Annotated in this window: 10 protein-coding genes; 3 read left to right on the forward strand and 7 right to left on the reverse strand. The window is 71.5% G+C overall.

Going from position 1 to position 20,716, the window contains the following annotated elements; genetic code table 11:
- Nucleotides 1-24: 24 nt before the first annotated feature.
- A complete protein-coding gene (locus ACZ5C2_RS26255; RefSeq protein ID WP_468795682.1) occupies nt 25-3,300 on the reverse strand; it encodes a non-ribosomal peptide synthetase in 3,276 nt (1,091 codons plus the stop codon).
- Nucleotides 3,301-3,750: 450 nt separating this feature from the next.
- Here ACZ5C2_RS26255 and ACZ5C2_RS26260 point away from each other — a divergent pair, with 450 nt between their 5' ends.
- Nucleotides 3,751-3,963 carry an MbtH family protein gene (locus ACZ5C2_RS26260; RefSeq protein ID WP_468795685.1) on the forward strand — a complete coding sequence of 71 codons (213 nt, stop codon included), beginning with the start codon at nt 3,751-3,753 and terminating at the stop codon, nt 3,961-3,963.
- On the opposite strand, the gene ACZ5C2_RS26265 is transcribed toward ACZ5C2_RS26260, so the two are convergent.
- The 6 genes from ACZ5C2_RS26265 to ACZ5C2_RS26290 all read right to left on the reverse strand — a co-directional run bounded on the left by ACZ5C2_RS26265 (nt 3,941) and on the right by ACZ5C2_RS26290 (nt 16,860).
- Nucleotides 3,941-9,280 (reverse strand): non-ribosomal peptide synthetase/MFS transporter, encoded by a 5,340-nt coding sequence (locus ACZ5C2_RS26265; RefSeq protein ID WP_468795688.1) that lies wholly within the window; start codon nt 9,278-9,280, stop codon nt 3,941-3,943. The genes ACZ5C2_RS26260 and ACZ5C2_RS26265 overlap by 23 nt on opposite strands.
- Before the next feature lie 75 nt (nt 9,281-9,355).
- Nucleotides 9,356-12,292 (reverse strand): type I polyketide synthase, encoded by a 2,937-nt coding sequence (locus ACZ5C2_RS26270; protein WP_468795691.1) that lies wholly within the window; start codon nt 12,290-12,292, stop codon nt 9,356-9,358.
- Between the two features lie 1,083 nt (nt 12,293-13,375).
- Nucleotides 13,376-14,122, reverse strand: a complete 747-nt coding sequence (locus tag ACZ5C2_RS26275; protein ID WP_468795694.1) for a type 1 glutamine amidotransferase — start codon at nt 14,120-14,122, stop codon at nt 13,376-13,378.
- Entirely contained in the window at nt 14,119-14,862 is a 744-nt protein-coding gene (locus ACZ5C2_RS26280) for an amino acid ABC transporter ATP-binding protein (protein ID WP_451778388.1), read from the reverse strand. The genes ACZ5C2_RS26275 and ACZ5C2_RS26280 overlap by 4 nt, the downstream gene beginning before the upstream one ends.
- Nucleotide 14,863: 1 nt before the next feature.
- Complete coding sequence (locus tag ACZ5C2_RS26285; protein ID WP_468795698.1) at nt 14,864-15,961, reverse strand: amino acid ABC transporter permease; 1,098 nt, start codon at nt 15,959-15,961, stop codon at nt 14,864-14,866.
- Nucleotides 15,958-16,860, reverse strand: coding sequence for an ABC transporter substrate-binding protein (locus tag ACZ5C2_RS26290; RefSeq protein WP_468795701.1), 903 nt, complete (start codon nt 16,858-16,860; stop codon nt 15,958-15,960). The genes ACZ5C2_RS26285 and ACZ5C2_RS26290 overlap by 4 nt, the downstream gene beginning before the upstream one ends.
- Nucleotides 16,861-17,067: 207 nt before the next feature.
- Between ACZ5C2_RS26290 and ACZ5C2_RS26295 the strand changes: the two genes are divergently transcribed.
- Nucleotides 17,068-18,135 (forward strand): LacI family DNA-binding transcriptional regulator, encoded by a 1,068-nt coding sequence (locus ACZ5C2_RS26295; protein ID WP_468795704.1) that lies wholly within the window; start codon nt 17,068-17,070, stop codon nt 18,133-18,135.
- Between the two features lie 946 nt (nt 18,136-19,081).
- A complete protein-coding gene (locus ACZ5C2_RS26300; RefSeq protein ID WP_468795707.1) occupies nt 19,082-20,656 on the forward strand; it encodes a M20/M25/M40 family metallo-hydrolase in 1,575 nt (524 codons plus the stop codon).
- Nucleotides 20,657-20,716 lie beyond the last annotated feature (60 nt).

The raw sequence follows: 20,716 nt of genomic DNA on the forward strand, positions 1-20,716 counted from the left end.
CCACGCCCCCCGCCGGACGGTGTGTCAGGTGACCTCCCGCGGGAGGTCACCGGCATCCGCCGGCCCAGCCGGGCGCAAGGCGGCCCGGCGCCGGTCCAGACGGGTGCGGCCGGCACCCCGTCGTGCCACTCGGTCCGGCTCCTCGGCATCCTTGTCGGCGGCCCTGCCGCGATCGTCCAGATACCGCGCCAGGTGGTGGATCGTGGTGTGCTCGAAGAACGTCACGATCGACAGGTTGTGTCCCCGTCCTGCGATCTCCCGCTGCACCGCGGCCAGGAGCAGCGAATGCCCGCCGATGTCGAAGAAGTTGTCGTCCAGGCCGACCCGTTCCAGTCGCAGTACGGTGCGCCAGGTGTCGGCGAGCCACCGTTCCGTGTCGGTGCGGGGAGCCCGGAAGCCGGGATCGGGCTCGGCCGGCCCGGGGGCCGGCAGGGCACGCTCGTCCACCTTCCCGTTCCGGTTGAGCGGCAACGCGTCCAGCACCACGAAATCGCTGGGGATCATGTAGCGCGGCAGGCGGTCGGCGAGGTGCTCGCGCACCTGCTGCCGCAGCGCCGGGCGGTCCTCCGCCTCGAGGTAGGCGACGAGGCGCTTGTCCGTCTGCCCTTCCTCGCCGGTCGTGGCCAGCACCACCGCGTCGGTGACTGTGGGGTGCGCGCGCAGTACCGTGACGATCTCGGCCGGTTCGATCCGGTAGCCACGCAGTTTGATCTGGCGGTCCCGGCGTCCGAGGAAGGCGATCTGCCCACTGGGGAGGTGCCTGGCGAGGTCGCCGGTACGGTACATGCGCCTCCCAGGGATGTCGGAGAACGGGTCGGGCACGAAGCGGTCCGCGGTGGTCCCCGCCGCACCGTGGTAGCCACGTGCGACACCCGCGCCGCCGATCCAGAGCTCACCGGTCACCCCGGGCGGCACCGGTTGCCGCCACGCGTCCAGGATGTAGGCGCTGACACCGGAGATCGGGTGTCCTATGTCGGGTGGCCCGTCCACGGTTCCGGCGGGTGCGATGTGCCCGGCCGTCGCGGTCACCGTGGTCTCCGTCGGGCCGTACTCGTTGAGGACCCGGAACGGCAGGCCGGCGGCCGGCCGGACCCGGAGCCGGTCGCCGCCGGAGATCAGCTCCCGCAGGGCCGTCCCGGCCGGCCAGGTCAGCGCCAGCACCCGCTCGGCCAGCGGCGTCGGCAGCTCGGTGACCGTGATCCCCTCGTCGACCAGCCAGGAGCGCAGGCGTTCCGGGTCGAGCCGGGTGTCCTGGTCGGGCACGTACAGGGTCGCGCCGGAGGTCAGAGTGGGCCAGATGTCCAGGACGGAGGTGTCGAACCCGGGTGAGGCGACCTGGGCGATGCGGTCCGCCTGCCCGAGCTCGCAGCGCCGACAGCGCCAGGTGACCGCGTTGGACAGCGACCGGTGGTCGACCATCACGATCTTCGGCCGGCCGGTCGAGCCGGAGGTCGCGATGAGGTAGGCGAGATCGTCGTGCGTCGTCGGGTTCGGCCGGCGGGCATCCGTGGCCTCGGCGGTGTCGGCCGGCCGGTCCATCGGCAGCTGTGCGAGATCGTCAGGGAGGCGGTCCGCGATCCCACTGTGGGTGATGATGAGAACGGCACCGGCCGCGGAGTACTGGTCGGCCAGGCGGGTGGGCGGATTTTCCGGGTCCAGGGGCAGATAGGCGGCTCCGGCGAAGAGGACGGCAAGTTCGGCGATCACCAGGTCCGCGCCACGTGGCAGGCACACACCCACCACCGTCCGGGGCAGAACGCCTCGGGTGCGAAGGATGTCCGCCAGCGAGTCCGCCTGTTGAATCAGCTCGGCGTAGCCGATCTCACGGGCGCCGTCGCGCAGGGCCACGGCGCCCGGTGTCTTCCGGGCCTGCGCGCGGACCGCCTCGTGGACGAGCGGGCCGTCGGTGGCGGGGCTGTGACGTTCGGGATTCCAGCTGGCCAGCACCATGTCGCGTTCCTGCCGGCTGAGCACGGCCAGCGTGAACAGTGGTGCCGTCGGTCTGGCGACGGCATCGGCGAGCAGCCTCAGGAAGCCGTCGGCCATCCGCCGCATGGTCCCGGCGTCGAACAGGTCGACGGCGTACTCCCAGAGCAGGGTGATCCGGCCGTCGGTCGCTTCGGCATCGGCGCCCTGCTTCTCCGCGCGCGAGATCGCCACGACGTTCAGGTCCGTCCTCGCCGATCCGTTCCCGTGCTCGAAGACCGTCCCGGTCGCCCCGGCGAGGTCGAGGTCGGGAGTCGGGGAGTCGTCGAGACTGAAGTGGACGTCGGTCAGCGGATTACGGCCGGACTCCCGATGGGGGTTGAGCGCCCTGACCAGTTCCGGGAACGGCAGCAGATCGTTCGCCGCCGCCTCCAGTACGACGCCGTGCACCCGCGTCACCAGGTCCTCGAAGCCCAGCGTGGCGTCGACGTCGCACCGCAGCAGCACGGTGTTGGCGAACATGCCGAGGAGATCCTCGGTCCCGGGTGTCCGCCGGCCGGCGAACGAGGACCCCACGCAGATGTCCCGCTGTCCGGTGTACCGGTACAGAAGCGCCTGGAACGCCGCGAGCATGGTGCTGAACAGCGTCACCCGGTGAGTACGGCAGAACGCGCGCAGCGCGGCCGGCAGCCCGGGGGGCAGATCCACTCGGAGGGTCTCCCCGCGGAAGCTCTGGAGCGCGGGCCTCGGACGGTCCACGGGCAGCTCCAGCAGGGGCGGGAGGTCCCTGAGCCGGTGCTGCCAGTAGGCGAGTTGCGCCCGCAGGGGCGGGGTGTCCAGCGCCGCGCGTTGCCGGCGCGCGAAATCCCGGTACTGGACGGCGGGTTCCGCCAGGGGCGGCTCGACGCCTTCACTGAACGCGTTGTACAAAATCTTGAACTCGCGCATCAGCAACGAGAAGGAAAACGCGTCGTGCAGCAGGTGGCTTTCCACCAGGATGAGTTCGTGCTCCTCGTCCGACAGCCGCACCACGGTCCAGCGCATCAGCGGCAGGTGTGTTGCGTCGGTCGGCTCGCGCAGTTCCCCGGCCACGATCTCGTCCAGCAGTTCGCACTGTCCTGCGCGGATGTCACTGAGGTCCAGCCGCCTCGCCCGGACAGGTTGCGGCGGATGCACCAGCTGCCGCGGCTGCCCGTCGGCCTCCGAGTAGGTGGTGCGCAGTATCTCGTGCCGCCGGTGGATCTCCGTGATGACTCGATCGAGCCGGTCGAGATCGAAGGCACCGACGATACGGATCGTCGACTGCGTGTGGTGCGCCGTGCCGTCCGGAGCGAACCGGTGCCGGAACCAGACCTGCTCCTGCTGGAGTGACAAGGGGGCCCCGGCTTCGGCGGGTTCTACCTGACCGACCGGGTGTGCGGATCCCAAGGGTTGATCACGGGACGTCAAGGGCGGCCGCGCTCGATGTGCGTCGACGAAAGGATCTCGCTCCTGCAACGTACAGTTCCTTTCTCGACCTTCGGTATTCGCGGCAGCCCGCGGGAGATTCAGCCGTCCGGATGCGCATCTCCACTTCAAAGGTCGGAGGGCAATCCGATGTGAACGACAGAGGTCCACAACGTGAACGGCCGCCATAAATGCGCTGTCGGCCGTTTGTTGCTTGACAGACCTCGGACCGAGTGCTCGACTCTCCGTCGACGATTCAGTCGAACGTCGGTACAACTAGCCTTTTCGGAGCACCGAGATGCACAGCGGGCACTTTCACATTGCGCACGTCGAACGCGTCACGCTTTCGACGGCTCCGACGATGAAGCGAGTCGCACGGTGAGCGGAGGCCCGCTCGGGGACGAACCGCTGACTTATGTCGTGGTGGTGAACCGCGAAAACCAGCACGCGTTGTGGCCGGAACTTGTTGATATTCCGTGTGACTGGTCGCCTGTGTTCGGCCCCGCCGGCCGCGAGGAGTGTCTCGCCTACGTCGACCGGTCGTGGACCGACATGCGTCCGAAGAGTCTCATCGACAGGACGGGTTCGTAGATACGGTCTCCGGAGCGCGGCCCAGCGCCCGGAGCCCGATCAGGTCGTCGGGGACCGCTTCGGGGCCGTCGTCGACGAGCCGGGGCAGTCCGGAGCACAGCGCCACCCCCGCCAGCAGCGCGATGCCCACTGCGGCCAGCACGTAGAGCAAGGCGATCCCCCGTCCCGGTCCGGTTCCGATCACCGTGCCGAGGGTGGGCGCGAGGCTCCCTCCGGAAGTCAGCAGTGGCTCGAACAGCGCCGACGCGTACGCCGCGGCCAACCCGAAGCAGATCGGCAGCGTCGACCACCCGGTCACCGTGTCGAGCGCGATCAGTCGGCCGTGGAACCGCTGTGGCACCTTGACCTCCACGATCGCGGCCCAGATCCCGTTGAGCACCGTCAGCACGAGCGACATGCCGAACACGCCGAAGCCGATCGTCACCAGGTCGGCTCGCAGCCCGGTCACCAGGCTGAACGCGGCCAGGCAGAGCGTGCACAGCAGCACGCCGTGCATCCGGCGCCGGGGCGGGCCGCCCCACACCGTCATGACGAGGCCGCCCAGCACGCACCCCAGTCCCGAGCCCAGAAGTATCCAGCCGATGTCGGTGAGTGTGCCGACCGCGAGCACCAGCGGTGAGATCAGCAGGAAGAGCGGGGACAACAGGAGGTTGAGGACGGTGAGGACGATCAGCGTTCGGCGGAGCCAGGTGTGTTCCCGGGAGTACCGGAATCCCGCCTTGATCCCGGCCGTCGCCGACTCCGCCGGCCCCGCCGCGGTCCGTGGGAACCGGACCGGGAGCGTGACGGCGATCGCGACCGGGTAGCCGAGCACGGCCAGGACGAGGAGGCCCTCCAGCCCCATACCGGCCAGCAGCCAGACGGCCGCGACCGGCACGATCAGCCGGCCCGCTCCCGCGGCCGTCCGGACGGCACCGCTGATGTGGCCGAGGTACTGCTTGGGGACGAGCTGCGGAACGGCTGATGTGTAGGCGAGCCGCCGGAACGTGAGCGTGACCGACAGGGACGCGAGCAGCGGGTGGACGTGCCAGGTCTCCACGTTCCCGGTCCACAGCAGCACACCGAGCAGCAGTTGGGCCGCGCCCGCGCCGACATCGCTTGCGAGCATGACCGTTCGACGGTTGCAGCGGTCCACCATCGTGCCGGCCGACCGGGCCATGAGCAGCCCGGGTACCAGGCCGGCCACGGCCGACAGGGCGAACTGGACCAGCGAGCCGGTGGCGAGGTAGATCCAGACCGGGATCGCGAACGCGGTCAGCGCCGAGGCGCCCACCGAAGCGAGATGCCCCGCCGTCACCGTGAGGAACCGGCGTACCGCCGGCTGGGGCTCGTCGGGCGCGTCCGGCGAACCGGCGCGCGAGACGTTGAGCAGCCGCCACCCGTCCCCGCCGGCCGGCTCACCGGCCATGACGGCCGGATGGGTGGCCGTCACGATCTCGGCGAGCTCCGCGGCGCGATGCTTCTGGAAGAAGTGACCGGCCTCGTCGAGCAGCACCACGGCGGTGGTGTCACTGAGAAAGTGCCACTCGCGGAAGCGCTCCGGATAGTACTCGGACGCCGGGTCGTGCTCCCCGGCCACGCTGATGACCGGCGCTCGCAGCCGCACCACCGGGCTCTTGAGAAGCCGTGTGAAGTACCCCTCCGCCGCGTCGGTGTCGCGGCGGGTGTTCCGGACGATATGGCGTGCCTGCGCGGGGTCGAGGTCGCTCATGTCGAGCCCGAGCGAGGTCAGCCCGTTCGCGTAGGAGCGGTCGCTGCGCAGCGTGTCCGCATGGGTGAGCCGGCTCAGCATGCCGAGGAGGCCGCGGCCCGGTCGGGCGAACGGGAAGATCGCGCCGATGTAGACCGCCTCCGGGACGCGGCCGGCCGCTTCCAGCCTTCTGGCGATCTCCACGACGAGCGCCGAGCCGACGCCGCAGTGCCCGTACAGTGCGATGGGCCCGGCGACCTTCTCCTGGATCTCCGCCACGCACCGCGCGGCGACGTCCTCGAGCGGCGCGTGTTCTTCGTCGATCCCGATGTCGTGGCCGGGGATGGCGACCGACCACAGTGCGTGCGCGGGCGGCAGCGCGTCCGCCAGCGGCTTGTAGACCATCGCGCCGCCCCCACCGTACGGAACGGTGACGTAGCTGAGTTCGGGCTCGGCCGCCGGCCCGGACGTCAGCCGGTGCAGGAGTCCGCGTTCCCTCGTCGTACTCCCGTCGAGGAGGGTGGCGAGCTGCCGGATCGTCGGGTGGGTGAACAGGTCCATCACGGCGAGCGTGGTGCCGTCCGCCGCTCGTCTCAGCCGCTCGACGAGCTTGATCGCGAGCAGGGAGTGGCCGCCCAGGTCGAAGAAGTCGTCGTCGATCCCGATGTCGGCGCGGTCGAGTACGCCCGCCCACACCGCGTGGATCGCCCGCTCCGGGTCGGTGCGCGGCGGCGTCCGCCCGGCCGACCGGGCGGCGGGCGCCTGGGGTGCGGGCAGCCGCCCGCGGTCCACCTTGCCGTTCGCGGTCAGCGGCAGCCTGGGCAGCGTGACGAACGAGCCGGGAACCATGTAGGCCGGCAGCGCCGCCGCGAGGTGCGACCTCAGCCGCGCGGGGTCGGGTCCGGGTCCGGCTTCGGCAATGACGTACGCCACGAGCCGTGCGGCGCTTCCGGTCCCGTGCGTGGTCACCGCGCATTCGGCGACCTCGGGATGGCGGGTCAGGTGTGCCTCGATCTCACCGAGTTCGATGCGGTAGCCGCGTATTTTGACCTGGGCGTCGGCCCGGCCGAGGAACTCGATCACACCGTCGGGCCGGTACCGGCCGAGGTCGCCGGTCCGGTAGAGACGGGCGCCGGTGCGCGGGTGCGTGACGAACGCCGCCGCGGTCCGCTCCGGGTCCTTCCAGTAACCGGTCGCCACTCCGGCGCCCCCGATGTACAGCTCGCCGGGCACACCGGCCGGGACGTCGCACAGCCCGCGGTCGAGGATGTGGAACCGCTGGTTGGCCAGCGGCCTGCCGTACGGGATCGAGGACCACGAGGGGTCGACGCGCTCGATCGGGTGGAAGATCGACCAGATCGACCCCTCGGTCGCCCCTCCCAGGCTGATGATTTCGGCGTTCGGGGCGAGTGCGCGGATGCGGTCGGGCAGCGTCGGCGGGATCCAGTCGCCGGACATCATCACCAGCCGCAGCGCGCTGAGGTCGGTCCCCTCCTGCTCGGCGTGCTCGACCAGGATTTCCATGAGCGCGGGTACAGAGTTCCACACGGTGATCCGCTGGTCGGTGACGATCCGTGCCCACGCGGCCGGATCCTTGTCCTCCGCGGGCCGCCCCATGACCAGCGTGGCACCGGCGGCCAGCGTGCCGTAGACGTCGTAGACCGACAGGTCGAAGCTCAGCGCGGACAGCGCGAGCACCCGGTCGTCGGGCCCCACCCGGAACCGCTCGTTGATGTCGCGGACCGTGTTGAGTGCCGCCCTGTGCTCGATCATCACGCCTTTCGGCATGCCGGTCGAACCCGACGTGAACATCACGTAGGCGAGGTCGTCGGGCTCGGCGGAGCAGACCGGCGCCAGGTCACCCGACGCCTCGGTGACGGGCAGCACCGTCACCCCGTCCGGCCAGGTCAGCCGCGAACGCAGCGTCGCCTGGGTGAGGGCCACGGCGCAGCCGCCGCGCGCGATGAGCTCGTTGCGTCGGCTCTCCGGCAGACCGGCGTCGACGGGCAGGTAGACGGCCCCGGCCTTGTTGACCGCCAGCACCGCGACGACCTGCTCCCACCCGCGTTCCATCACGACGGCCACCAGGTCGCCCCTGGTCACCCCGGAGGCGGTCAGCCGGGCCGCGAGATGATCGGCCCTCCGGTCGACCTCGGCGTGCGAGAGCCGGCCGCCGGGGTGGATCACGGCCGGGTGGTCGGGCGTCCTGCGCGCCTGCTCCTCGACCGGTTCGTGGAGACACCGGTCGGCGCCGAGATCGGCACCGGTGTCGTTCCAGCGGGCGCGATCCGCGCGCTCCTGGGGCGTGAGCAGTTCATGGCTCGAGACCGGGGCGTGCGGATCGGCGGCGATGCCTTCCAGGAGGACGCGGAAGTGGTCGCCCATGCGCACGATGGAGTCCGCGGTGAACAGGGCGGTGCTGTAGACCATCAGGAAGCCGCCGTCGCCCGCGGTGTGGAGCTCGAGGTCGAACCGGGTCGTGCGGTACGACATGGGGACGTCGTCGGTGACGGTGAGCGACGGGTTGCCCTGCAAGGCCGATTCGTAGCTCTGCATGGAGAAGACCACCTGGAACAGCGGCGAACGCGACACCTCACGGGGCACGTTCAGCTCGGTGACCAGGCGCTCGAACGGCAGCTCCTGGTGAGCGAACGCGTGCCCGGCCGTGCCGCGGACTCGTTGCAGCAGCTCGACGAAGGTCGGGTCGCCCGATGTGTCGACCCGCATCGGCACCATGTTGATGAAGCAGCCGACGAGGTCGTCGAGCTCGGGAACGGGCCGGCCGGCGGTCGGCGATCCGATCGTGACGTCGTCCTGCCCCGCCCGGCGACCCAGCAGGACCGCGAACACCGCGAGCAGCACCATGTACGGCGTGGCCCGGTGCCTGCGCCCGAGCCGGAGCACCTCGTCGAGGACGCTCGGCGCCACCGAGAACTCGTGCGCGGCTCCGGTGTAGGCCGGCACCGGTGGCCGCTGCCGGTCGGTCGGCAGCTCGAGCGGCACGACGCCGGCGAGCTGTTCGCGCCAGTACGCCACATCCTCCCCGGTCTCGGTCCGGGCGCGTTGCCATGCGGCGAAGTCGCGGTAGCGCACCGGCAGTTCGGGCAGAGGGTCGCCGGCCAGGCAGGCAAGCACCTCGCCGAAAAGGAGTTCGGTTGACCAGCCGTCGGCCGCGATGTGGTGTACGGCGAGCGCGAACACGTGCTCGCCGGGCTCGATCGTGATCAGCATCCCGCGCGCCACGGGGCCGGCCGCGAGGTCGAACGGTTCGGACATGAAGGCGTCGACGAGCGTCTCCACCGCGTCCTCGGACGCGGCCTGCGCGGTGGTGAGCGGGATCGCGCCGGCCTCGTCGACGACGACGGCGGCCCGGCCGTCCGCGGTCCCGGGAAAGCGGGTCCGCAACGGCTCGTGCCGGGCCGCGACCCGGTTCAGCGCCGCGGCAAGCGCGGCCGGATCAACCGCACCGTGCAGCCGCCAGGCCTCCGGGATCGTGTACGCCGTCGTGCCGGGCGCGTACGCGTCCATGAACCACAGGCGTTCCTGGGCGAACGACATCACGGGTTCCGCGTCGGGCACGACGGGGATCGTCGTCGGTGCCGGGGGCCGCTCGGTCAGGTCACTCACGGTCGTCCTCCGGAGGTCGTCTGGGGCTGTGCACCGGACGTGGCCGGCAACTCGCGGTCCACAACCGGGGGGTCCTCACGGGCCGGCCTCTTCCTGCGGACCGGACGCACTCACCAGCGCGGCGAGTTCACGGATCGTGGAGTGGTCGAAAACGTCCATGATCGTGAGCCGGGGTGCTTGGCTGCCGAGCGCCGGACCGAGCCGGGCCAGCATGCGCGTCGCGTGCAAGGAGTGGCCGCCTAGCTCGAAGAAGTCGTCGTCGATGCCCACGTGTGGTACGTGAAGCACCTCGCGCCACACTTCCGCGATCGCCTTCTCGACCGGTGTACGCGGATGGGCTGCCGTCCCGTCCGCGTCATGTCCGGGCGCAGGTTCCGCCGCGCCCGGTGCCACGTGTGCCACGACGGGCGTGGGGGCGTCGACCGTGAACCGCTCGCGCTGGAACGGATAGGTCGGCAACGGGACGCGCCGGGGCTGCCGGCCGTGGTGCAGTGCGGACCAGCGCACCGGCAGCCCTGCCTGCCACAGCACACCGGTGGCCCGAAGTGATGCGGCGGCGCCCCCGGCTCGTTCGGCCGTCTCCGGCAGGCTCTGCACGATCGTGCGGCCGGGGCCGCAGTCGTGGTGATGCCGAGCCAGGCTCCCGAGCGTGCGACCGGGGCCCACCTCCAGCAGGATCCCGGCGGGGCCGGCGAGCAGGGTCCGCAGGGCGTCCGAGATGCGGACGGTGTGACGCAGGTGCCCGGTCCAGTAGGCCGGATCACAAGCGTCGTGGGCGGTGACCGGCGCGCCGGTCCGGTCGGAGATCCACGGCAGCCGCGGTGGGTGCAAGCGCACCGACGCCACCGCGTCGGCGTACTCGTCGAGGATGTCGTCGACGAGGACCGAGTGGGCGGCGGAGGCGATCTGTACCCGGTCGGTGTCCGCCGTCAGGCCGGCGAGGCGCTGGAGGAGCTGTCCGACAGCGGCCGCGGGACCGCTGACGACGCACCGCCGCGGGCCGTCGACGGCGGCGATCGCCACGCCGTCGGCGAGCATCGGCAGCACGTCTGCCTCGGGCAGCGGTACCGCGGCCACGGTGCTTGCGGGCAGGCGGTCCAGGAGCCGCCCCCGCGTGAGCACCAGGGACAGGGCGTCGGCCCTGGTGAGCACTCCGGCGGAGACGGCGGCGGCGTACGCCCCCAGGCCGTACCCGAGGACCGAGTGCGGGCCGACGCCCCGGGATCCCCACAGTTCGGCCAGGGCGTGCTGGACGGCGAAGAGCGCGGGCTGGCGCACGGCCGTCATGGTCAGCCGCGCTTCCGCCTCGGCCTCGGCGCCGGGCTCCGGGTACAGCACCTGCCGCAGGTCCAGGCCGAGGTCCGCGCCGGCCCGGGCGGCGCAGTCGTCGAGGGCCGCGCGGAAGACCGGTTCGCGCGCGTACAGTTCGCGCGCCATGCCCACGTGCTGGCCGTACTCCCCGGGGAAGAGGAACGCGGCATTCGGCGTCTGTGCCGGAGGGGTCACGGGGCCCTGCGGATGCTCGGCCAGGTGGGTCAGGCCCCGGATCGCTTCGTCGCGGCCGCGGCATACGACGAAGGCGCGGTGGGCGAACGCCGCGCGGCCGGTCTGCAGGGTCCATGCCGCGTCACCGAGGGCGACCGGGTCCCGTTCGAGCCGGGCGCGCAGCCGCGCGGCCGACTCGGCGAGTGCCGGAGCGGTGCGCGCCGACAGCGGGAGCAGGTGGTGGCGGTCGTCGTCGGGGGGCAGGTGTACGGCGGGTGCCTCCTGGACGAGGAGGTGAGCGTTGGTCCCGCCGACCCCGGTGGAATTGATCCCGGCTCGGCGGGGACCGTCACCCCGCGGCCACGGCGTCGCCTCATTCGTCACCACGAACGGTCCGGCCGCGAGATCGAGGTGCGGGTGGGGACGGCGGAAGTGTGCCGTGCCCGGGATGAGGCCGTGGCGCAACGCCAGCACCACCTTGATGAGGCCGATGACGCCTGCTGCCGTGTCGGAGTGGCCGATGTTCGACTTGACGGAGCCGAGCAGGCACCGCTGGGACGGGCCCGGCTGCCCGAACGCCTCCGACAGGGCGCGGACCTCCATCGCATCGCCGATCGCGGTGCCGGTGCCGTGCGCCTCGACGTATCCGATCGTGTCCGGGGACACTCCGGCGACGAGGTACGCCGAGCGGATCGCGGCCACTTGTCCCGCCACGCTCGGCGCGGTGAAGCTCACCTTGCCGGAGCCGTCGTTGCTGAGCGCCGAACCCCGGAGCACGGCGTCGACGTGGTCCCCGTCCGCGAGTGCGTCGGACAGCCGCTTGAGCACGACGATTCCGGCCCCGTCGGCGCCGACCATTCCGTCGGCGTCCGCGTCGAACGGCCGGCAGCGGCCGTCGGGCGACAGCAGGTCGTCGCCCTCCCCGCTGTCCGTGGCGCCGCGCAGGGTGACCCCGCCCGCCAGGGCCATGTCGCAGTCGCCGGTGAACAGGGCCTGGCACGCCAGATGAACGGCGACGAGCGAGGTGGAGCAGCCGGTGTGCACGGTGACGGCCGGGCCCCGCAGGTCGAGCGTGTGCGCCACCCGTCCGGTGAGGAAGTCCCGGCTGGCGGCGAGCCGGAGCTGCTCGTCCGTCGTCCCCGGGAACCTGTGCCGCTGCGAGCGCAGAGCGGCGAGATGGTCCGTTTCGCCGCTCCCGGCGTACACGCCGATGGCGCCCGGGTACGTGTGGGGGTCGTAGCCGGCCTGCTCCAGCGCCTCCCAGGCGCATTCGAGGAGCACCCGGTTCTGGGGGTCGAGCATCAGCGCATCCTGCGGCGCGACCCCGAAGAACGCGGGGTCGAACCAGTCGGCGTCCGCAACCACTCCGTACGCGCCTCCGGAGGCGGGACGAGTGGTCAGATCCCGGCCGGCGACGAGCGCCGCCCAGAATTCGTCGATGTCCGCGGCACCGGGTATCCGGGCGGCCATCCCGATGACGGCCACCGAAGTCTGCATGTCCTCGTCAATCCAGGCGGTCGCGGTCATGTGTCCTCCATCCCTGAGAAAGGGGAAGAAACAGGAAGAACGGCGAGACCCGTGTTACGGCGTGGGTGATCTCGCCGACCCGGACATACGGAGCCTTCGTGCATCTTCCGCCCATCACTCGGTTTGCCCGGCAGCATTCATTGCGTACGGATGAGGCACCGATGGGGCACTGCCGCTGCGCCGCTCGCCAGTGATCGTCATTGCGGTACGTGAACAAGGGGTTACGTCACTGCGGACGCGGCAGATACATATGCCTTCGGCCTGACCGAATCAGAATTCGGTGAATACCGGCCTTTCCGAATTGACTTCAGGCGGTACGGCGTGGGATTCGGTTCGTCCCGGTGACGCGACCTCGGTGAGTTCGGCACAGCGAGGGGGACGGGCGGATCCTCGGCGGAAAGCGCGGGAGGCGGTCGCGCTTCCGTACCTCGCGCATCAGCCGCTCCATACGCTTGCGGTCGGCCCGGCGGCACAGTTCGGCGTGCACCCGCGGCCCGCCGGAACCATGCCCTCGCGGGGCGCGGGCCGGCCCCGCGCCCGGCCCGGCGACGGTGAGGGCTCATCCGAGCGGCCGGCGACCGATGCGCCGCCGCAGCGTGGCGGTGCGGGCGACTGCAAGCGGTTCTCTCGGGCAGTCAGCCCCATCTCCCAGGCCCTGCGGCGGCTGGGCGCCCGAAGGAGTCCGGGCAAGGACGAGTTCGAAGCCGTGGGGTTGGGCCGCCATAGCAGCAACGAGGACTGGACCTCCAACACCTGCTAGGCCTGGGAGGACGCGGGCGCCACCGGAGTCTCGGGGAGCGTCGGCGCCGCGTCCGGCGTGGGCGGCGCAGGCAGCGCGGTCGGCACGGGCCTCGGCGGGGCACGGCAGACGCGGGCAGGGGCAGAACACGGCCGATGCCGGCGGAGCACGCGGCGCGGAAGGCCCAGGCGATGCGGCCGGCGTCGATCCGCGCCGGCACGAGCGCGTGCGCGAGCCGTACAGCCCGGGTGGGCCGTACGGCTCGCAGGATGAGCCGACCGGATCCGGTCGGGCCGGGGCGGCCGTCCGTCAGGTGGTGGCCGCCTCCGCCCGACCCGGCCGGCTCACGGACGGGCCCGGGCCGGTCTGCGCGATGTCACGATGCCGCCCCACCGTTCGGCGAAGCCGCCCCACAGCTCACGCAGCCGTTCCTCCTCACGTGCCACGTGGGCGACCACCGAGGACGGGTCGATGCCCAGCGCCCGCAGTGGGCCGACGTCGGAGGTGCCCCACTCGGCGATGTCGGCGGCCAGCACCTCGGGATGGAACTGGACACCCCACACGGACGTCCCGATGCGGTAGGCCTGGTGGGCGCAGCGGGTACTCGTGAGGAGCGGGACGGCGCCCTCGGGCAGGACGGAGGTCTCCTCCCAGTGCCACTGCACGGCGCAGGGAGGCGTGCCCAACTCCGTGAGAGGGACGAACAGTTCGTCCCTCGACGCGGGCAGCAGAGGCGTCAGCGCGCACAGGCCCACCTCCGGCCGCTCGGAGTGCCGGACCTTGCCCCCACAGGCGACCGTGAGCAGCTCCATGCCGAGGCAGATGCCCAGCGTCGGCAGGTCCCGCGCCACGGCCTGGCGCAGCAGATCGCCGGCGGCGGACAGCCAGGGGGCCTGTTCCTCGTCGTGGGGTCCCATGGATCCGCCGAGGACGAGCAGTCCGTCGTAGCCGTCCGGCGTCGGGGGGAGCCTGTCGCCCGCCCAGGGGCGGCACAGGTCGAGATCCAGCCCCTGCGCCGTGAGGCGTTCGCCCACCTGGGCCGGTCCTGTGCCGTTCTCGTGCTCCACGACGAGCACGCGGGGCGCGCTCACAGGCGCCCGGCCTCGACGATGCGGCGCAGGAATGCGCGGGTGCGTTCCTCCTGCGGGTCGCCGAAGATCTGCTCGGGCGGGCCCTCCTCCAGCAGGACGCCTTGATGCAGGAAGCACACTTTGTGGGACACCTCCCGGGCGAAGCCCATTTCGTGTGTGGCCAGCAGCATGGTCATGCCGCTGTCGGCGAGTTCGCGGACGATGGCGAGGACCTCGGCGACCAGTTCGGGGTCGAGGGCCGAGGTGATCTCGTCGAGGAGCAGGGCACGCGGCTGGGTGGCCAGCGCACGGACGATGGCCACCCGTTGCTGCTGTCCGCCGGAGAGCTGGTCGGGCATGCGCTCGGCCTTGTCGGCGAGGCCGACGCGGGCAAGGAGTGTGCGGGCCCGTTCCTCCGCCTCGGCACGGGGCACTCCGGCCACCCGCATCGGCGCGAGCGCGACGTTGCGTACGACGTTCATGTGCGGGAAGAGGTTGAAGTGCTGGAACACCATGCCGACGTCGCGGCGCAACCGGTTCACGTCGGTGCCGCGGCCCGACGCGGTCTCGCCGCCGACCCGTATCTCGCCGGCGCTGATGTCCTCCAGGCCGTTGACGCACCGCAGCAGCGTCGACTTGCCGCTGCCGGAGGCACCGATCAGGGTCACCACCTGGTGCTGTTCGACGTTCAGGTCGATGCCGCGCAGGACCGGCGTGGTGCCGTAACTCTTGTGTACGGCGTCGATCTCGATGAAGGGCATGTCAGGCTCCCTTGCCGCGGCGCTGTTCCTGGGCGATCAGCCGGTCCACGAGCCGGGCCTGGGGGATCGTGATGAGGATGAAGAGGGCCGCGACCACGGTGACCGAGGAGAGGTTGAAGTGGTTCGACGCGAAGATCTTCGACTGGTTGAAGGCGTCGATGGTGCCGATGATGTTCACCAGGGCGGTGTCCTTCTGCAGACTGATGAAGTCGTTGAGCAGGGGCGGTACGACGCGGCGGGTGGCCTGGGGCAGCACGACGTGGCGCATGGTGGCGCTCTGCGAGAGCCCGAGGGAGCGGGCCGCCGCGGTCTGGCCCGGGGCGATGGACTCGATGCCCGCCCGGAACACCTCGGCGACGTACGCGCCGTAGGTGAGGGTGAGGGCGAGGATCGCAAACCAGACCGGGCTGAGCGAACTGAGGAACGGCACTTCGGCGAGCGGCAGCCCGAAGCCGATCAGATAGATGATGATGATCGCGGGGATGGCGCGGAAGCCGTCGATGTAGGCGGTCGCGAGCAGCCGCAGCGGGCGGCCGGCCCGGCCCGGCGCCATCCGGGCCAGCGCGAGCGCCAGTCCCCAGGCGAGGATCAGGACTTGGGCGACAACGGCGATGAAGAGGTTGGTGCCGAACGCGGACACGATCTCACGGAAGCTCAGTCCGATGACCGAGCCGTCGAAGAAGGTGCGCTGGACCGCGCGGTCGTTGGTGGTCAGGAACCAAACAGCGCCGAGCAGCACCAGTACGGCCAGGCACCAGCCGAGGGTGGTCCAGGCGTCCTCGCGGGCCTCGGAGGCGGCCCGGCGGGCGTCGGCGGGCCGCTGCTCCTTCCAGGCCGCGGCCGCGGAACGGGCCGAGCGCACCGCTCGCACCGCGGGCCGGAGCAGGACGAGCACGGCGGCGGCCACCACGACGGCGCCGGTGACCACCGCCACGGCGGGCAGGACCCGGCCGGCAGCCGCGGCGGTGGCGGCGGTCAGCGCCACGGTGGTCAGGACGGCGGCCACCGTGACGGTGGCGAGCGGCAGGGCCGGCGGAGGCGGTGTGCTCTTCGCCGGTTCCTGCTGCCCGGTCGTCAACGGGCTCGCGGTCAGGGTCACTTGGCGCTCCAGAGCGGGATGGACTCGGGGTCGCCGCCGAATGCCTTGGTCAGGTAGGTGGAGGCAAGGCCGGCGAGGGTGCCGTCCTTCTTCATCTCCTCGATGGCCGTGTCCAGGGCGGAGGCGTTCTCGCTGTCCTTGGGGTAGAGGGCTCCGTAGGACTCCCCGGTGTCGTACTGGGCGATCACCTCGAGCTTGCCCTTGGACTCGTTGGCCTTGCCGAGCACGATCGCGACGTCGGTGAGGGCGGCGTCGATCTGGCCGGCCTGGACGGCGGCCTGCAGTTCGACGTCTCCCGCGAAGACCTTCGGCGACTTGTTCGGCCGCAGCTCGTCCCGGACGAAGTCGGCGCCGGTGGTGCCCTGCTTCACGCCGAGCTGGAGGCCGGTGACGGTCTTCTCGGTGACCTCGGAGCCGGACTTCACCAGGACGCCGATGTTGGAGGCGAAGTAGGGGGCGGAGAAGTCGACGACCTTGCGGCGCTCTTCGGTGATGGAGATCTCGGCGAGCGCCAGGTCGAAGTCGTTGCTCTTGCCGGCGACCAGCGCGTCGAAGGACACGTTGCGCACGGTGAGTTTGGGCAGGCCGGCCCGGTAGGCGAGGGTCGCGGCCATGCAGTACTCGTAGCCGTTGTCGATCTGGCGGACCGTGTCGCCGTTCCACCACCCCGGGCTGGGCAGGTCACCGACGACGGTGAGGGTGCCCTTCTCGACGGTCTTCAGGTCGATCGAGCCGCGCTCTCCGGTCACCTCGCACTCGCCGTAGGTGCGGCTCCCCTTGGAGTCGGTGGTGTGGGACGTGGCGTCGCCCCCGGCGGACGCGGAGCCGCCGCAGGCGGTGAGGGCCGTCAGCAGCGCGGCACTGAGTGCGGGCACGGCGAAGGTACGGAGGGTGCGCATGGCGCTCCTAGGGGACGTGGCCGGAAACCGTTGGTGCGCTACAGTGCCCAAAACGTTTTGGGCACGTCAATAGTCCGCACACAGCGAAACCAAAACGTTTTGGGAGCCGGAGGGTCGGGCACGATGCCGGACGGACCGTGTGGGAGCGCGGCCACCAGGAGGCCGTCCGGCCGCCGACACGACAAGACAAGGGAGGGCGACACAGGCATGACCAACCGTGAGGACGGGACAGGTGCGACCGGCCGCGTACCGGCATCCCCCAAGGGGGCGGGCCGGCGCGTCGGTATCCGCGACGTGGCGGGGGCGACCGGACTGTCCATCACGACCGTGTCGCACGCCCTGCGCGGCAAGGGCCAGATCGCGCCGGCCACCCGCGAACGGGTGCGCCGTGCCGCGGCCGAACTCGGATACCGCCCCGACCCCGTGGCCCGGGGCCTGGTATCCGGACGGACCGGCATCCTGGGGCTCGTCGTCGGCCACATGTCGGACCTCCCCTGGGCCAGCACGTACCGCCCCTACTACGCCGCCTTCTCGGCGGGCGCCACCATGGCGGCCGTGGAACGCGACTACGCCCTCGTCGCCGTCCCCGGCGACCCGGTCTCCGGGCTGTGGGCACGCGTCCCCATGGACGGGATGATCATCGTCGACCCGGTGCGCGAGGACCCACTGCTCGCCGACTGCACCCGCCGTGGCATGCCCGTCGTCACGGATGGCCGCCCCATCGACCCGGGATACGACGGCGTCCCCACCGTGGAGAGCGACCTGGACCACGGCATGCCGGCGATTCTCGGCCATCTGCGGGAGGCCGGCGCCGCCCGGGTCGGCCTGCTCTCCGGCCCCGAGCCCGACGCCTACACCCAGGACTGCGAACGCCTCTACCGCCAGTGGTGTGTTGCGGCCGGACAGGACCCTCTCGTCGAGACCCCCGCCGCCACGGAGGACCCCGTCGACGCGGCTCTGCGCATGCTGTCCGCCCCGGGCCGGCCCGACGCCGTGCACGGCCTCAACGAGACCTACGGACAGGCCCTCGTCGTCGCCGCCCGGCGACTGGGCCTCACCGTCCCCGACGACCTCATGATCAGCGTGATGCGGGAGAGCGATCAGGCCGCCGGGGCCACCGACTGGGAGGTCCCCCTGACCGCGCTCAGCCTGGACGCCCGCCGCCTGGGCGCCGAGTGCGTGGCGGCACTCATCGACGTACTCGACGGCAAGGACCCGGGCAACGTGGTCGTTCCGTGCACCGTGGTCGTACGGGGTTCCACGCACCGGGGCTGAGCCCGGCACCCGGCGAGCGCGTCCCGGGGGTGAGCCTCACTTCGCGCGCCGCCACCGAGACGGGTCCCTCGCAATGGCCCGGTGTCCACCTCTGCGTACGTCACGGCCGACGACCGCTCGCGCACCGCTGTCCGTCCACTGGTGTATCCACGTCATGCCCAGCCGGCCAGGCGAGGCGACCGCCAGTGGGGGCCCACGCCTCACCGTGGCGTCCTGGCCCCTCTTTGCCATTGTTTGCCTCCTCCCACGAGGACCGTTGCCGCCGCCCCCGGGAGCTGGCACGTTGCCGCCCAGCTTCGGTTCGGCCCCGCGGCCGGCCGTCGGTCTGCGGACAAGGACGGACTCATGCGAAGACCGGGACCGCTCGATGCAATTGTCATGCCCACTGCATCAGTGTCGGGGCCTGCACCCCACACGGCACTCGCAGCGCCCGCCGGCCGGGGCGGCATGGCGCTCGCGCACCCGACAGCCGGACGGGGCGGTGAAGGGCTGATCCTCGTCGGCACCACCACGGGTCCGCGGGGTCTGACCTACCACGCCTGCCGGCGGACCTCCCGGCAATTGCCCGTCGTGGGCGGCGACTTCGTGGGCCGCCCACGACGCCTCCGGCGACCTGATCGGCGCCCCGCTGCACGGCAGGCCGCGCATCGGCGTCGGCGAGCCCCGCCTGGTGGTGTCCGCCCCGGGGACACATCAGCGTCTGGCCGACGAGGCGGTGCTGACCGGCACTTCCCGAAAGGGCAGACCGAGCCGGCTGCACGTGATCGTGGACGCCCGCTCCGGTGCCGTACCTGTGACATGGGACGAGGTGCTCGAGGCGGCAACAGCTACGACCGCTACCGGTGCCGGACACGGCCGGGTGGCGGCGACTACACCCTCGGCCCATGACAGGGCGCCCGGCGACATCGGGCCGCCTCCCCCGCCCTCCCCTTCGAAAGGTCACCCCATGAGACAACGACTCGTCGCACTGGCGAGCACCCTGGCCCTGGCGCTGGGCGCCCTGACCGCCTCGTCCGGTACCGCCCTGGCGGGCACCGTCGCGCCCTCGGACGCCCCGCACACCCTCACCCCGCCACCGAGCACGACGGCCGCGGGGGCAAGCGGCCAAGCCCCGGACATCCCGTCCGAGAACATCATGGAGCACCTGCGCGCCTTCCAGCGGTTCGCCGACACCAACGGCGGGAACCGCGCCCACGGCCGGCCCGGCTTCAAGGCGTCCGTCGACTACGTCAAGGAGCGACTCGACGCGGCCGGGTTCACCACCTCGCTCCAGGCGTTCACCCATCGCGGGGCCACCGGCTGGAACGTCGTCGCGGAATGGCCGCACGGCGACCCGGACGACGTGGTGTTCGCCGGGGCCCACCTGGACGGCGTACCGGCCGGCCCCGGGATCAACGACAACGCTTCGGGTTCGGCCGCCGTGCTGGAGACCGCGCTCGCGGTGTCCCGGTCCGGTCTGCGGCCGGACAAGAGGCTGCGGTTCGCCTGGTGGGGTGCGGAGGAGCTGGGCCTGATCGGCTCCCGGCACTACGCCGACGGACTGAGCGCGGCCGAACGCGACAAGATCGACGTCTACCTCAACTTCGACATGGTGGGTCAGAAGGACACCACGACGTGGGGCGTCTACAGCCACACGCCGGCCGTGAGCACGGTCTTCAAGGAGTACTTCGCCGGGCGGAACATCGGGACGTACAACATCAGATGGGACGGAAGTTCCGACCACTCCTCCTTCACCCGCCACGGCGTTCCGGTCGGCGGCATCGGATCCTCCGACGACCCGTGCTACCACTCCGCGTGCGACACCATCGACAACGTCGGCCCACGGGCCATGGGCATCGCCACCAACGCCATCGCGCACACGGTCTGGGAGCTGGCCGGTGAGGGCGACGCCCCGGCGCGGGACTTCTCCGTCGAGGCGGACCCGCGGACCGGGTCGATCGACCCGGGCGGCCGGACCACCGCCACGGTCAGGACCACGACCACCGCGGGTGATCCCCAGCAGGCCAGGCTGACCGCCACCGGCATGCCCACCGGCACCACAGCGGTATTCAGCCCGGACACCGTCACCACCGGCCAGAACAGCACCCTCACCGTCGCCACCACGGCCGCCACCCCGCCCGGTACCTACCCGGTCACCCTCACCGCCACCGGATCGCACACCACCCGCAGCACCACCTACACCCTCACCGTCAACGGCGATGCACCAGGCGCCTGTTCGGACTCGGAGACCGTCAAGGGCGGCACCCTGTCCAGCGGTACGAGCGCCTACCAGCCGGACGGGTCCTACTTCCGTACCACGGTCACCGGTGCCCACGAAGCGTGCCTGGACGGGCCCGACAACGCCGACTACGACCTCTACCTGCAGAAGTGGAACGGCTCGGACTGGACCACCGTGGCACGCGGGACCACACCCGAGGCCGACGAAACCCTCACCTACACCGGAAGCCCGGGCTACTACCGCTACCGCGTCCACGCCTACAGCGGCAGCGGCACCTACACCCTCGGCTACAACGCCCCCTGAGTACCCCCACTCCCGGCCTGTCCCGTGCCGTGGGCGGTGTGCCGCACCTGCCTCCCGGTC

Source organism: Streptomyces sp. NPDC031365, assembly GCF_055569765.1.